At 45.0% G+C, this 14,422-nt stretch carries 15 protein-coding genes; 4 read left to right on the top strand and 11 right to left on the bottom strand.

What is annotated here, in order from left to right:
- The first annotated feature begins 2 nt into the window (after nucleotides 1–2).
- Both FS818_RS22060 and FS818_RS22055 read left to right on the top strand, forming a co-directional pair.
- On the top strand, nucleotides 3–971 hold the full coding sequence (locus FS818_RS22060; RefSeq protein WP_145334936.1) for an ABC transporter ATP-binding protein: 969 nt from the start codon (nucleotides 3–5) through the stop codon (nucleotides 969–971).
- 107 nt (nucleotides 972–1,078) lie between these two features.
- Complete coding sequence (locus tag FS818_RS22055) at nucleotides 1,079–1,756, top strand: M14 family metallopeptidase (protein WP_145334735.1); 678 nt, start codon at nucleotides 1,079–1,081, stop codon at nucleotides 1,754–1,756.
- Between the two features lie 125 nt (nucleotides 1,757–1,881).
- On the opposite strand, the gene FS818_RS22050 is transcribed toward FS818_RS22055, so the two are convergent.
- The 7 genes from FS818_RS22050 to FS818_RS22020 form a co-directional block, all read right to left on the bottom strand.
- A complete protein-coding gene (locus tag FS818_RS22050; RefSeq protein ID WP_145334733.1) occupies nucleotides 1,882–2,079 on the bottom strand; it encodes a hypothetical protein in 198 nt (65 codons plus the stop codon).
- Between the two features lie 65 nt (nucleotides 2,080–2,144).
- Nucleotides 2,145–2,471 carry a hypothetical protein gene (locus tag FS818_RS22045; protein ID WP_145334731.1) on the bottom strand — a complete coding sequence of 109 codons (327 nt, stop codon included), beginning with the start codon at nucleotides 2,469–2,471 and terminating at the stop codon, nucleotides 2,145–2,147.
- A gap of 162 nt (nucleotides 2,472–2,633) precedes the next feature.
- Nucleotides 2,634–3,026 (bottom strand): MerR family transcriptional regulator, encoded by a 393-nt coding sequence (locus FS818_RS22040; protein WP_311280906.1) that lies wholly within the window; start codon nucleotides 3,024–3,026, stop codon nucleotides 2,634–2,636.
- A 33-nt stretch (nucleotides 3,027–3,059) separates the two neighbouring features.
- Nucleotides 3,060–4,556 (bottom strand): alpha/beta hydrolase family protein, encoded by a 1,497-nt coding sequence (locus FS818_RS22035; protein WP_145334727.1) that lies wholly within the window; start codon nucleotides 4,554–4,556, stop codon nucleotides 3,060–3,062.
- Between the two features lie 86 nt (nucleotides 4,557–4,642).
- Entirely contained in the window at nucleotides 4,643–5,086 is a 444-nt protein-coding gene (locus tag FS818_RS22030) for a FixH family protein (protein ID WP_186331815.1), read from the bottom strand.
- Nucleotides 5,087–5,128: 42 nt separating this feature from the next.
- Entirely contained in the window at nucleotides 5,129–5,581 is a 453-nt protein-coding gene (locus tag FS818_RS22025; protein ID WP_090924309.1) for a disulfide oxidoreductase, read from the bottom strand.
- Nucleotides 5,582–5,818: 237 nt separating this feature from the next.
- Nucleotides 5,819–7,459, bottom strand: a complete 1,641-nt coding sequence (locus FS818_RS22020) for a copper amine oxidase N-terminal domain-containing protein (protein WP_145334934.1) — start codon at nucleotides 7,457–7,459, stop codon at nucleotides 5,819–5,821.
- Nucleotides 7,460–7,854: 395 nt separating this feature from the next.
- Here FS818_RS22020 and FS818_RS22015 point away from each other — a divergent pair, with 395 nt between their 5' ends.
- A complete protein-coding gene (locus FS818_RS22015; RefSeq protein ID WP_090924310.1) occupies nucleotides 7,855–8,061 on the top strand; it encodes a hypothetical protein in 207 nt (68 codons plus the stop codon).
- A 17-nt stretch (nucleotides 8,062–8,078) separates the two neighbouring features.
- Here FS818_RS22015 and FS818_RS22010 read toward each other — a convergent pair whose 3' ends face one another.
- Entirely contained in the window at nucleotides 8,079–8,963 is an 885-nt protein-coding gene (locus tag FS818_RS22010) for a phosphotransferase (RefSeq protein WP_145334723.1), read from the bottom strand.
- 207 nt (nucleotides 8,964–9,170) lie between these two features.
- On the opposite strand from FS818_RS22010, the gene FS818_RS22005 reads away from it, so the two are divergent.
- Nucleotides 9,171–10,277 carry a stalk domain-containing protein gene (locus tag FS818_RS22005; protein ID WP_145334721.1) on the top strand — a complete coding sequence of 369 codons (1,107 nt, stop codon included), beginning with the start codon at nucleotides 9,171–9,173 and terminating at the stop codon, nucleotides 10,275–10,277.
- A 152-nt stretch (nucleotides 10,278–10,429) separates the two neighbouring features.
- Here FS818_RS22005 and FS818_RS22000 read toward each other — a convergent pair whose 3' ends face one another.
- The 3 genes from FS818_RS22000 to FS818_RS21990 all read right to left on the bottom strand — a co-directional run bounded on the left by FS818_RS22000 (nucleotide 10,430) and on the right by FS818_RS21990 (nucleotide 14,383).
- Nucleotides 10,430–12,400 (bottom strand): hypothetical protein, encoded by a 1,971-nt coding sequence (locus FS818_RS22000; protein ID WP_145334719.1) that lies wholly within the window; start codon nucleotides 12,398–12,400, stop codon nucleotides 10,430–10,432.
- Between the two features lie 135 nt (nucleotides 12,401–12,535).
- Nucleotides 12,536–13,264, bottom strand: a complete 729-nt coding sequence (locus FS818_RS21995) for a hypothetical protein (RefSeq protein WP_145334717.1) — start codon at nucleotides 13,262–13,264, stop codon at nucleotides 12,536–12,538.
- 6 nt (nucleotides 13,265–13,270) lie between these two features.
- Nucleotides 13,271–14,383: a formylglycine-generating enzyme family protein gene (locus FS818_RS21990; protein WP_145334715.1), complete on the bottom strand. Its 1,113-nt coding sequence runs from the start codon at nucleotides 14,381–14,383 to the stop codon at nucleotides 13,271–13,273.
- Nucleotides 14,384–14,422 lie beyond the last annotated feature (39 nt).

The following is a 14,422-nucleotide window of genomic DNA, read 5'->3' as shown; positions in this document are numbered from 1 at the left end:
ATATGATTACAGCACGCAACCTGCAAAAACAATTCAAAACCCCTGTCGTGCGGGAAGGGCGCTTCTCAGGGGTACGCACCTTGTTTTCACGCCAGTATGTAACCAAAGAAGCGGTACGTGATATCAGTTTTGATGTCAGGCAAGGAGAGTTTGTTGGCTACATCGGCCCCAACGGGGCTGGTAAATCCACTACGATCAAAATGCTGACAGGCATTCTTCACCCGACTGGGGGCGAGGTGATGCTTGGCGGGATGAATCCACATGAGGAACGGCGTAAAACGGTTCGCAAGCTCGGCGTTGTGTTCGGACAGCGAAGCCAGCTCTGGTGGGACTTACCCGTGAAGGATTCCTATGATATTTTGGCAGAGATGTACGGCGTGAGTTCGGATGTCAAAAAGAAACGGCTGTGCCAGTTTGCTGAACTGCTGGATCTCGAATCATTCTGGGCGACCCCGGTTCGCAAGCTCTCTCTCGGGCAGCGCATGCGGGCCGATCTGGCGGCATCCATGCTGCATGATCCAGAGCTACTCTTTCTCGATGAACCCACCATCGGACTGGACGTGAATGCGAAGCGAAATATACGCCAGTTCCTGCGCACACTAAATGAAGAGTTTGGCAAAACCATTCTGCTCACTACACACGACATGGATGATATCGAACAGCTATGCAGCCGCGTCATGGTTATTAACCACGGACAACTGACCTATGACGGAACCATCGCCTCCCTTCGGGATACGATCGGTTTACCTACATTGATCCGTGTGGCCTTCCGTGGACGGGTTCAACTGCCAGATGCGTTGCCTTCCGCCATTCAGGTTACAAGTATGGACAATCAGGTGCTGACGGCACGGGTGAACCGGAAGGAATGGCGTACAATGGACATTTTGAAAGAGCTGGAGCAGTGGGGAGAGATTGACGATATTGAGATGAAGGAACCCGACTTCGAGGATGTCATTCACAAAGTCTATTGATTCGTCCAGGGGTTGGCCTATTTTATAGCGAAACGGGTTACAGGACTGTTCGAACGCCGTTACAGGAGAGAGGGACATGACGTACTGTAGTAGCGGAGGTGAGGGTCATGCTTGTGACCAGACATGTTCTTGCTGCACCCAGTCCCTATGCTACGCCTTATTACATCGTACGCGGAACCAATCCCGGACCCGTCATGATAATTACATCCGGAGTTCATGGCAATGAAACCGCGAGCATGGCCGCTGCGCAGAAGCTTGCCGATGATTGTATGGCGGGACGACGTGTGATCCATCGCGGAACCTTGATTATTGTGCCGAGAGTCAACCAGCAGGCTTATGCCAAAAAAATCAGAGGCAAACCCGACCTGAACCGCACCTTTCCTCGTCGCAAGTCAGGAAAATCAAAGCATCCACTGGCATCCGCCGTGTTCAAGCTTGCACGCGAGCATCAGCCTGACTGGTGGCTCGATCTGCATGAGGCAAATGGTCTGTCACAGCTCAGTCCACGCGTACTTGGACAAACGCTGATCACCAATCCCGGCAGCTCCAGCGTGCCGATCTGCCGCAGGGTGATTGAACGCATGAATCGATCTATACCGGTGGGCAAGCATCATTTTAATCTGAAGCGGCATGAGTTGCCGGGCTCCGCTCGGACAGCGGCTTCAAGGTTGCTACATGCGAATTCTGTCACCGTGGAAACGTGCTGGAGCCTGAAACGCGCTGTACGGATCAAATATCAGACGGAGATTGTGCATTATTTTCTACGTGAAGCAGGCATGAGTTGAGTGAAAAACAAAAACCACCTCCAATGCAATAAAGCCGATAAATGACATCGACGGGCGCAATGGAGGTGGTTTTTTTAGTATCATCGATTCTGCATCACGAATTCCAGTAAGTTCCGAGAACCTTCTTAAAAGGTATACCGATCTGTTTTCCAATACCAGAATTTCTCTCCCTGAGAGAGAATAAATCGCTCCAGCCATGTTTCGAAATTAGTTGCTCCAGGTTTCACCCTGTTTATAGCTGTCATTCTGCCCGCAGAAGTAAATATTTCAATCTGGCCATCATTTTGGTCAGACCATTCTTTAAACGCTTTGAATAACTCCATCATAAGGCTCCTTATCAGTAAACTGACTTGTGAAATCAATCTTGAAGCAGTGATTCTATGCTTAATTACTCCATGTTTTTTATATCAGAAACAATTTGAAAACCTTTAGCTTTTCCGCTCAAGTACCCCTGTTCGTAAAAATCAATTCCATCGGGGGTTATTGTAATTGCCACCATTTCCACATCATTTTCTACCGAATCGGCTACAATGTATTTTCTATCTAATAAATAGGTTATCGCCCTATGTTTTTCGATGTGTTCCGTTTGGTAAAATACGCTTTTAGGGACAACGGCAGACTCACTTTTTGTAAACCATATGGAATAAAGCTCTGCCAGAATATCGTACCTTTCTTGTATCCTCTCTTTTATGGCTACTTCTAGATCATCAAGCATACTGAATACCTCCTTTATCTAGTATCCCATACGGAGTTTATGCTAACCAACCTCGAATGGAGGATTCAAACGTTGTATTCATTATAATCGTTTCTCTCCCCACATTTCCTGCACGTTACATACGACTTGTCTACTCTTAAAATAGAAAAAAAAGAGCCGTGATTACGGCTCTCTCTTCTCTACTCTAAAGGACTGGATGTAACTATCGATTTCGTCCTCAGGTACAAGCAACAATCCGGCCAGATGTTTCTGCATCTGCTCCAGATGTTCGATGTGCTGTTGAATGTCGGTGATCCGTTCACGGACAAGGGTCTTCAATGTTTCTTTTTCCATATCGTTATTGCTTAGCAACTCTAGCGTTTCCTTTATTGCTTTCAGCGAATAACCAAGCGTCTGTGCACCCTTGATAAACTTCACTTTGACCAAATAATCCTCGGTGTACACGCGATATCCGTTGGAGGATCGATGCGGAGCAGGCAATATGCCGCTATCCTCATAATAACGAAGCGTGGCCATACTTACTCCCGTCTCTTTAGCCAATTGGCCTCTTGTCATGGTCTGCACAACGCTCTCCCCTTTCCAACTGACTCATTGCGCTTGTTTGTTACGGATCTGCGTATATTCATGATCATAAGATGCCTCGGGAAATTTGGCTGAACTTCCTTGTAGCAGAGGTTGTGCTTCACCTTTCAGGTAACGGTCAAAGAAAGCAAGTGCATAACTTCTCGTAATATCGATATTATGCTCCGCAGACATATTTTTGGCAAACAAACGCGGTGAGATTAATGCAATATCCGTGAAGCTCTGATGGAAAAACCCATCCACGGTCAGATAATAAGTATCATTCAGACTGTTCTTCATAACATGTTTTAGATCGGGTTCAAACTCGGGATAGAATAATTTTTCATGCTCGGTAGGATTGGGTCCCAGACTTTTAGCTGTCTTGCCAGACATGATGTACATAAACGGCTGTTTTAGCGACGACTTCGAAACAGTGCCCCAGAAACCGCCTTCCAAACTGAGTCCTGCTTGCAAACGTTCATCCTGCGCCAGTGCTTCGGCTGTTGTCGCCCCGCCATACGAATGTCCCATAATGCCCGTGTGGTTCAGGTCAAGTCTGCCCTCCAGCACCTGATTCGGATCACTCACGTTCCACTGTTCAAGTGTGTCGAGTACAAAACGTGCATCGGCCGCACGAATGCCCACTCCCTGTACATTATATTGATACAACTCTCCCGATGTTGCAAATTCTGGCCCGGCATCATAAGAGACCTTATGTCCATCCGGAAAGGTTACTCTAGCTGACGTATACGGATGATCCATCCCTACAACAATATAGCCATGGCTGACGAGTTCCTCCACCGCAGTCATACTTTGAAAACGGGCAGACCGGACACCGGGAGAGAACAGGACAACAGGATACGAGTTACTTGCATTAGACATCGCTGCACCTTTTACCACATGGGTCGGTATCGTATCCAGATAACTGAATACTTGTGACGGGATGCCAAATACCAGACTGATTGCTTCCCCCAATTCCGCAGGGTATGACTCCGGTCTAATGCCTTTTGCAACTTCCGGGTCTACGGGATACCACACATTAATCATTAGTTCCCGCTTGTCCCCGGCTTCGGGCGAAAGAGTCTCCTCACGAGATTCATCTACGATCTGTTGTGAAAATGTACCGACGGCAAATCGCCCCGTTGGCTCGGGCATTGTAAATGCCGGGAAATACCTCGTAAGCATTCCTGATCCAATGCCCGAGAAAGCAGCAAGAAGAAGGATGAAGAGGCCGCGCATCCAGGCACGTCCTTTTGACTTCTTCTTATGTATTTCTGGTGCTATGCTTCCAACACTGCGAGTCCATTTAATCACTTGAATCATTAACAGGATAAATAGAATGAGCGCGACAATATAAGACGGCAGTAACATCACCCGTATGGGATCCATGAGCGCATGTAGCAGAAAAGCAATCACCAAGGCACTGAGCATGCCTATCGCAAGCTTTCGCTTTTTCGCATAAAAAGGTAAACCGAGCGCCCCCACTATCGTTACTAGTACGAAAATCCATTCGAATATCTTCATGATTTTTCCTCCAAACGTTGTTGATACAACAACAATAAACCTTGAAGTATACTTCAAGGTCAAGGATTAAAATGAAGATCATAACATTATTCGACAGTCACCTTCGTACGCGGCATGGTGTGCATTGCGCCTGAGGTTACATGTGCCTGAACAACATATACCCCCGGTTCCTGAAACGTATGCTTCACTTCATATATGCCGTCACCTACAGAACTAGCCTTCACTGCCCCGCGTGCCTCAAGCTCATCGGCGTTCATCATGCCTTCTTCGATGGAGGGTGCCGCAGGTTCGTTCTGTTCGTTCCAGATTTGGAACTGTACATGATCGGCATCGTCTACAGGCTTCTCTCCCTGGGTTAGTTTGATCTGTAGAGCGACTTCTTCGTTCACCTTCGCCTGATCCGGCATCATGAGCTTCACACGAATCATCTCCGGCATCTCACCTGTGGCTGGCTGCTCGGTGTACGAGCAGCCAGCCAGAATAAAAATCAGGATGAGCAGAGGCGTAAACCAGCGAGCTTGTCCCTTCATCACCGTTGGTCCTTTCTGCGTAAAAAGATTTAAGGAGAACATTTAGTTAGAAGATTTAGGTGTTTTACCGATTCCCCACAACATCACGATAATAATGATAAATGCGATCAGAGCCAGCAATGGGATCGTGATAAAACCAAACCAGTTCAAATAATCGGTGTAACATGGCACCTTGCCACATGCCACCGCGTTGCCGGTAGCCGAGAAGATCCGCTGAATCGTTACGTGATACAAGGAAATGCCGCCCCCGATAAAGCTAAGCGGAAGCACGTACTTGGCAATCCCCACGTCATCCTTGAAGTAGGCAATACCTAGCAGAATCGTTAACGGATACATAAAAATGCGCTGGAACCAGCACAGATCACATGGAAGAAACTGCTTGATCTCGCTCAAATACAGACTTCCCAAGGTTGCAATGACGGATACAGCCCAGGCAATAAACAATCGGGTATCTACACTTCGTGCAGGCTTCTCTGAATTGGATGTTGCACTCATACCTCTGTCCTCCTCTTCCTTTTGTTCTTTTGGAATAATCGAACACTCCTTTGTATTGCTTGAGTTATTCAAATCCTTATGTAATTGATCATGCAATTAATTATACCAAATATTTGCTCTTGCAGGCGAATACAAAAAAGCTGCCTCAGGGGCAGCCTTTTCGGTTTGAATGTGAGATTCGTTATATCAACTTAAGACGGTATAGAATCACAGTGTTGATTTTGCATTACGCCTGAATTACATTGCTTTAGTCAATGTAATAGAACCATCTTTTTGAGCCCATTTCACATTCCATTGCAGCAATTCAGCAATGAAACGCAGCGGTACTTGTGTACGTCCGTCTTTGTTAACAAACACGGTAGAACCTACGTTTTTCTTCATACCGTTGACTTCCATGACCGTGTTATTCACCCAGAATACGAGTGTATCATCACCAGCCATAACGGTCACTTGTTGTGCTTTTTTATCCCATTTCACCGTTGCACCGATTCCCTCACTCAGGAAACGGAGCGGGATGTATGTTGTATTTTTCCAAAGCACAGGTGTGGTGTCCATGTTCGTTGTTTTGTCGTTAATTTTCAGCATTTTGCTGTTCAGCTTCATCCAAACGGTTGTCATATCTGGTGCTGGTGTTGGTGCAGGCGTTGTTGGTGCTGCCTCTTGGAACTTGTCGTTGAATTGAGTCACAATCGCGTTACCCAGTGCTTGACCTACCCCGAACATCACTTTGTAGCCTTCGCGATTCGTAGTGTATGAAGCATCATAGTTGCCTGCTGCATATTGATCCAATACTTTTTGCACCTGGTTTTCATGTGTTGTCAGCGCTTGTTGTGCTGCTGATTTCGGCAAATTGCCCGCTGTTGCGGAATCCAGGAATGTAGCAAACTCTGTTGTAAATCCGTCGATCCGTTTTTGCACAGCTGCACGGGCGGTAGCATCATTATCTTTTACCGCTTTAACATAATCACTCTGAGCGTTAACATGGTTAGTCACCCAGATTTTTTCGAACGCATTCGCTCCTTCATTACCATAAATGGAAGCAATCGCAGCTTTGAAGTCCGCTGTATTTCCAGCTTCTGCGGTTACGAGGGCATTCGATGCCGCTGTGCGTCCATCATATTGCTCTTGCATCTGCAGAGCGGAAAGCGCAAAGTGTTCCGAAGCCAAGTGGTTGAGCGCAGATCTCAGGTCAGCTGCTTTGGTATCTGCTTTGGTATTGTTAAATTTTTCTGGCATCTGTGTCGTAATCGCGGTGGAAAGTGCCTTACTTACGTCAAACATCTCCTTGAAGCCTTCACGATATGCCTTGTATGCATCGGTGTAATCTCCAGCTACGTACTCGTCGAATACTTTTTGCACGAGATCTTCATGCACTTTCAATGCTTGTTTTGCTGCGTCTTTCGGCAATTTGCCTTCTGTCGCCGTGCTCAGGAATGTGGAGAATTCATCCACAAATCCGTTGATGTTATCTTGAGCTTGCTTGATGCCAGCCTGGTTACCCATCTTGGTTGCTTTCACCAGATCGTCAGTATACTTGTTATGTGCGCGGAAAATGCGTTCGAATTCTTTGGCACCCGCTTCACCGTAAAGCGAAGCAATCGCCGGTTGCATATCCAGTGCATTCTGGTCGAGTGCTTTGTACGCTGCATCTGCATCTTTGGCTCCATCATAAGCTTTCGCCATAGCTGTCACCGCAAGAGCAAAGTGTTCAGACAACAGATGATCCAGATTCGCTCTCAGGTCAGCCGCAGGGGTGTTCACGGATGCTTTCATCATGGTCATGGAAGTGGAAGTCTGGGGTGCAGCAGCAGCTCCCGCGATTCCTGGCATTAACAGCGACAAGCTAAGTACTGGTGCAATAAATGTTTTCATTTTCATCTTCATTGGTGAGTCACTCCTTAAGTATGTTTTTGGTTCCTTTGTTTCTTTGTCGTTGTCTTCATAGGGTGTAACGCACGGTTTTCCATTCTGGATCACTCCGCAGGCAAAAAAAATTGAAGCTTTCGATAAAGAAAGCCGCAAACGCTTGATACATCTATGTTTTTTTATCTAAAAAAAATTAAAATTCTAGTGATCTGAGTCTAAAACATACAACTCAAACTTCAATATACTGTCTAGATTCCGATTCGCTATTCATCTACATGTCCATGTAAATCCTTTAAATTCAGATCACACAAATTTCCTATATTTCTCAATAATAGCTTACATTGCGAGTGAACCTGAGATACAATAGAGGCAAACGCTCTCTATCGACTGGAGAAGGAGGTCGACTCATGACTTGGCTACCTTATGCATTGGTTATCGGCATCGCCTTATTTGGCGGGATTGCTACGCTTATCATCGGGAATTCGAAAGCCAATCGCATCAGTAACCCCGAATATGATCGCCGTACACGGCAAAATCTGAGTAAACTTACATATGTATACGTCGGCGCCATCGTACTGGGCATAGGCGGATTTGTCCTGTATTTGTACAACTGATCGTGATCCTCTGAAGGCTAAAGTAATATCTCCTTGAATACGGCAACTCTTCGCACGCCTCGTTCCATGTGTTGCACCATCGGGGAGGTAACTCCCCTCTCCCTGATCAATGCCAACCGGCCGCGCAGCATCCAAAGGTGAATATGTTCATACAACCGTTCTCTCGTGAGCAGTCCCCCGGCCTCAGCATATCCTTTCATTACTTCTTCTATCATTGATAAACACTCATTCGTTCTTGCGGTTGCAGGGATCATCGAAGTAAGCGCGGCAGCCACATCAAAATGCGGATCACCTCTTCTCACCTCTCCAAAATCGATCAAAAGCGTCTTTTGTTTCATAAATAACATATTCCACACCCCCAGATCACCGTGAATCAGGCTATCATTTCTCACGACATACTCTGTACATTGCTCTACATGCCCCTCAAGTAAACCGATAATAGCTGACGAAGATCCCCTGACTTCATCACGGACTTGTGACCATAATAGAGATAACGCAAAACGATCCGGCTGATCCACGATTTCAAGTTTGTGAGCGGCATGGCGGAAGCGTGCAAGCATTTTTCCAAACAAAACAAAATCCATCGTTGCATGATCGTATGGTATCGTCCCTTTTACATAGTGCTGCAAGTTATATATCTCATCATTCCAATGAGCATAGGACAACCCGTTCCGCGCAATCACCATTGCTGGAGAGATGTTTTGCAATGACAGGACGTGATGAAATCTCTCTTCGTTTACAGCCTGCTGCTCATCTCTAAGTCTACGCAACACAAATCTACCTGCTGAAGACTCAATGCATTTGGCTTCAGAGCTCGTCCCCTGTTTCATCACTTCCACGCGCTGTATCCGACCAATATCATAAAACTCTTCAATAAACTCTTTCATAACGCGATGATCCATCCATGTCCCTCCTTGATGATGAAACTCAAACAAGATGCTTCCCCTATAACCTTTACATAACAACTGCCCATCATGATGCAAAGATCGTTACACATGTTTACAAGTTGGAGATAATTCAGAATTATTCTGGATAAGTTCGGGGGGTAATATAAAGCCATAAGGAACAGCAAGACAACAAATAACCCCAACTTAAAGGAGAGATATATGATGAAGAAAAACATGAAGAAATCCGTAGCTACAATGATGGTGCTGGGTATGACCTTAACCGGAGCAGCCGGTGTATACGCCGGAACGCAATTAGAGAAAATCTCGGCTTACCTCAATCATGGGATCGGCTTTAATGTAGACGGTGCAGCCTACTCGCCGACTGACGGGAACGGTAAAAAACTGGCTCCAATCACGTACAATAACTCGACTTATCTGCCGGTTCGCGCACTGGCTGATGCACTGCATGTGCCTGTAACTTATGATGGTGCCAATAAACAAGTGATTATTGGTAAAGCGAACAGCAATCCAACTGCACTAAGCAATGTAACCTATACCGCAACGCAAAAAGAAGCGATCCAGAAGGCATTTGCTCAATTCGACGGCTTCGAAACAGCCTATGCGCCGCAGCAAATGGCTACAGGTGATACATTCAAAAGCGTAGCCGCAGGCGGAGATGGAGTAAGCTTCATTTTCAATCACATGAAAGTGGATGTTTCTCCAAGAGATTATTCGGACGGCTACACGAGCAAAGAGGTTAAACTGTCCAACGGTGTTCGTGCAAAATGGTATACACCGAGCGATATCGGCATGTTAACCTTCGAGCTGGATGATCGGTATGTGACACTCAGCTCGCCAGATCATAAGCTGTCCCAAACACAGTTGCAACAAGTCGCTGTCTCTGTACAAAAAGTAAAGGGCGGCAATGATCAAGGCATTACTGCTTTTGAAAATGTAAGTTACTCCAAACAGCAACTGGAACAGATCCGTAAATCATTTGCTCAGTTCGATGGTTTCACCACCGCTTATGCACCACAACACATGGTTGCGGGAGATGCATTCAAAAGCGTGGGTGCCGGCGGAGATGGTGTGAATTTTGTCTTTAACCGCATGAATGTAACGGTGTCTCCTAGAGACTACTCGTTCAGCTATGATGGCCAAACAGTAAAATTGCCTAACGGCGTATCTGCCAAATGGTACACTCCGGACAAAACCGACATACTTACGTTCAAGCTGGATGATCGATATGTAACACTCAGCTCGCCAAATAACCAATTGACGCATACCCAACTGGAGCAAATGGCAGTGGCTGTGCAAAAAATAAAATAAACGTTTCATATTTGAGGGAAAACCATAAGATAAGCACTGACAATAAAACACACACCATTTCGGCTCATCCGTTCTCCAGACGTAAAAGCCGATCTGGTATGTGTTTTGTTCATGAAAAAAGTACAGCCCGGAGGCTGTACCTATGATCATGCCTATTCAAATTTGTTTTTATCAAACGGGGGTGGAAGTTTCACCGAGTGCACATAGGTTGAAATTCCTTTTTTCCTAGGAACAATTACATTCACAATTCCGTCTTGTATGACATTCGCAGGGATTTTAGCTGTGGTGAACCCCCACTTTTTCTCGGGAATATCGGATACAGACAAGGTTCCAATGACGGTATTAAAATCCTGACTGGTAAACCATAATTCAGTCAAAGTTGATTCAGGATAATCATACGTGATCGTACCGTCAAAATTTAACACTACACTTTCTAACCGGTCCGATACTGGTGATTCCACTGTTCTTGTATTTACCATATCTAACTGGTAACCGTCGCCAACACTCTTCATCCATCGTGCATATGCTCGAAACGCAAGATCTTTAGGAGCCATTGCCAGTTCAGTACCCTTTTCTTCATCACTCAAAATTAATTCTCTACTATGAATTCCGCCCTTCGTTTCTGAAACTTTCAATCCCAGATCCTTATTCCATTGACCTAACGGAATAAAGGTCTGATTGTATAAAGTTATTGATTGACTCGAAAGTTTGTTTATGCTGGAAGAGCGCTGACCACGAGTAAAGGTGATCCGGTCTTTGCTCAGCTGATATTGAATATGGAAGGCTTGCGTAAATTCTTGCAAAGGAACATAATTCTGACCTCCCATATAGAAGGATGGCTGGCCTTTATACGCTAATACGCCATTACCGGACTTAATTGCTACAGGCTCCATTGGAAAGAAAATCGTAGAAAACTGAAACGAATTCCAGTGATTTTTCCAGTCACGATAAGTGTCATATCTCAATTTGAGATGTTTGTTCTCGGAAATTACATATAAAGATGGCGGATATCCGCCTGGATTGGAAAAGTATTGCTCAATTACATACTCATCCTCGGTGACCCATTGGATACTTTCTGTACGAGCTTTATACGGTGAGTCATAGGAGCGAATTTTCTTTAGTGTTTTTAGATCATAGAGATGTACTTTGGACGATTCCATTTTACTATCCAGACCACTCTCTGTGACCAATACCAATGTCTTTCTTTCAGGGGATACAAAGGAATGTACATAGCCAACACGCTCTTTAATCAGTGTCGTTTTTTTGCCATTCTTGGTTGCAATCACAGTCCAATCCGATTTCCGATCATGTACATTTCCCTGCGAAACGCTAAGTTGCACATCTGAACTTGCTTGGAATGTTTTTGATGTTAGCTTTGTCTTCATATCATGCATCATCTGTAAATTGCTGACTTTGGCCTTCTGTCCCTTTATTCCACCATACTCCAGATAGTGGCAATCTTTTAACGTCGATGTACAATATACTCCGAAATCACGATTCTTCGGTATTGGCGATACCGCATATTTCGTGTCAGTAATCTCTCTTTCTTTATATATTTTCCCGTGAGCATATACTTTTTTTCCCGTTGCCATCGAATAATACTGATATTTCACTGCATTTTTCTCGTACATGGTGTAAAACATGCCCAGCTGCGGTTCGATATATATACGATTTTCACTCTCATAAACCTTGCGAAGGGTGTTGGAACTATAATCATACTCATACAAAACATAGTATTGCTCGTTCTTTTCCGTTGCGTAATAAACCATGTATCCTTTTAAACCTGATGATGTATCACTGACGATCGGATCATAATGGTGAGAGGTTGTCGTCACACCCGTATGTATTCGTGGAAGAACCGCTGGATCTGTAAAATGGTAATTGTTTCTTTTCATTTCACCGGTATCAAAACTGGTCTTCACGGTCGAAACTTCAACTTCGGTGCCTCGGATTGCAAAACGAATGTTATGTTGCACCCGATCCGCAGATGAGCTCACTCGTTCTCCAGTCTGTGCACTTGGAGAAAGTGAGGCAGCGGATGCCTCGGAGAATCCATACACGTTAGACATCAAGATAAATATAACAACAACACTGACTACAAACCACTTGTACTCTTTGGACATACTTAACTCCTTCTCTATATAATGGATTGGATTGAGACTTGTTAAGTATATTTCCTTTATCTGAAAGTTTCATCACTAATTATTCCATATATGAAAACTTTATTCATAAATAAAAAACGAGATATTCGTTTAGCTTCATTTTTCATTCATGACTCGGCGCAGCCAGTAATACCGATGCAAGTCCATAACAAAGTGAAACACAACAAAGATAAGCATGTTATATACGCAAATCAAAATAACGACTACCGTCTGTTCTGTAAAGAAAGCCAGTGAAATGTTAGCCATCAGGTATGCCCCTCCTGAAATCACGGCTATGACAGCGATAGGCATCCTGAAGTTTTTGTCTATTTTGTTAAGCCGAGGCGACTGCTTTAATTTTTGCAAACGAAACCTCACATATTGAATTAAAGTAAATACATACATCACGAAAGAACCAATCACATACCATGGCGTTGTCATACCCAACGTCCCGTACGCAAACTTCTGTATAACCACCATAAAACTGACTGAACACACAAGTCCAAATACACCCCGGAACAATACATAATTTAATTGAAGTCTGCGTGGAGCAATAATTAGAGCGATGGCCCACAGGTTCAAGATCGCTAATGGTGGCAATAGAAGATATGCATAAAGAGATTGATATGGAACACTAAAGATCGGAATAAGCAGAAATACATTCAGAAAAAACAAAACCAGCGTGCCGGCACTCAGCCGAATTCCATCGGATGCATAAATAACCAAATAGTTCTCGAACGTTTCCTTCGGATAGGTTTTTCCCTTAAACATCACGGCACCATTTGTAGCATTCACCTCATCATCCGAAGGTTCTGTTTGATTGTTGTTTGTCATGTACTCCGCCATACTACACTACTCTCCATTAATCTTTACATCCCTCAGACGGATGACCCGGCGATAATACAACGCATCCATCACTTCCTCCCAATCCAGCTCATCCACATTCATATCCCGAAAAAACACCGAAGCAGCAGGCAGGAAGCTAAGCAATGGCCCTGTTCCTCCACAGATCAGAGCCCCGCCATCTCCGCCTTTTGGCATCACTTCATCATCTGCACCCAGCGTAAGCTCGTATTTATATGGATCTCCGGTAAACTGTATACCGAAGAAATTCGGCAACTCCAAATCATACTGGTGATGATTTGCTCCAGCTCGCGAGGATTCAGTCGGCTCCGTAAGTGCATCTGTCCCAGTATCCACAGCTGTATCTGTATCTTTTTCTGAATGAACAAACGATTGATCTAGCCGATCTTGATTTTGAGGTATTCCCAAATGTCTTAATCTCATCGTATAGTCAAAGCTGTCTCCCCAAGGGAATAACGTGCGGCAACCTCCACCATAGATATACTCCCACTCGTCTTCCGTCAACAAACTGAATCCAGCCGCTGTTTCTTCCTTTACAATGTCCTCCAGTTCGATCCCTTCATTAAACCAGAGAATGCGAACCTCTCCTTGGTCTTGAATCAGTTTGAATTCCAGATGAAGTTCATATTCATTCAGCCCTGATTCCTTGAATTCGGCTAAGGCTTTAGGAAAGTCATCATGCTCCTGAGCAAATGCTTCTTCCTCGGTTACCTCAATCCACCCCAGGGAGGTGGTCTCACACTCCACAAGCATCGGGCCAATATTGACCGCTCTCACAGGTGACATCTGGCCTGCCAGAAACGATTGTACGTCCTCAATCCCGTAACTGCTTGCAGTTTCGTGCAGATCAGCAGTCGTTTGCTCATCCATTCCGTGATGCCACTTTTCCCAGCCTAATGTTACCTGATCACCTGGAACAAATACGAATCGCTGCTCATCGTGTGTAAACACTCCGGTCTGAGTCCGCTGCCCATAGCGTTCGAACGTCTGCAATCCCTCATACTGCATCCCTTCAGGCAACTGGAGCACAATACGTTGCATCCACTCTTGCTTGTCCTGCTCGGACAGCCCCTGCCAGACGCTTCTTGTTAAAGCTTCCATCCTAACTCCACCTTTCATCACATCTCATGGTGTCTACTG

Origin of the sequence: Paenibacillus xylanexedens, from assembly GCF_007680605.1 — a bacterium.
Classification (GTDB): domain Bacteria; phylum Bacillota; class Bacilli; order Paenibacillales; family Paenibacillaceae; genus Paenibacillus; species Paenibacillus xylanexedens_B.
The sequence above is the reverse complement of the archived record's forward strand: the minus strand, read 5'-3'. Positions and strand labels throughout refer to the sequence as shown.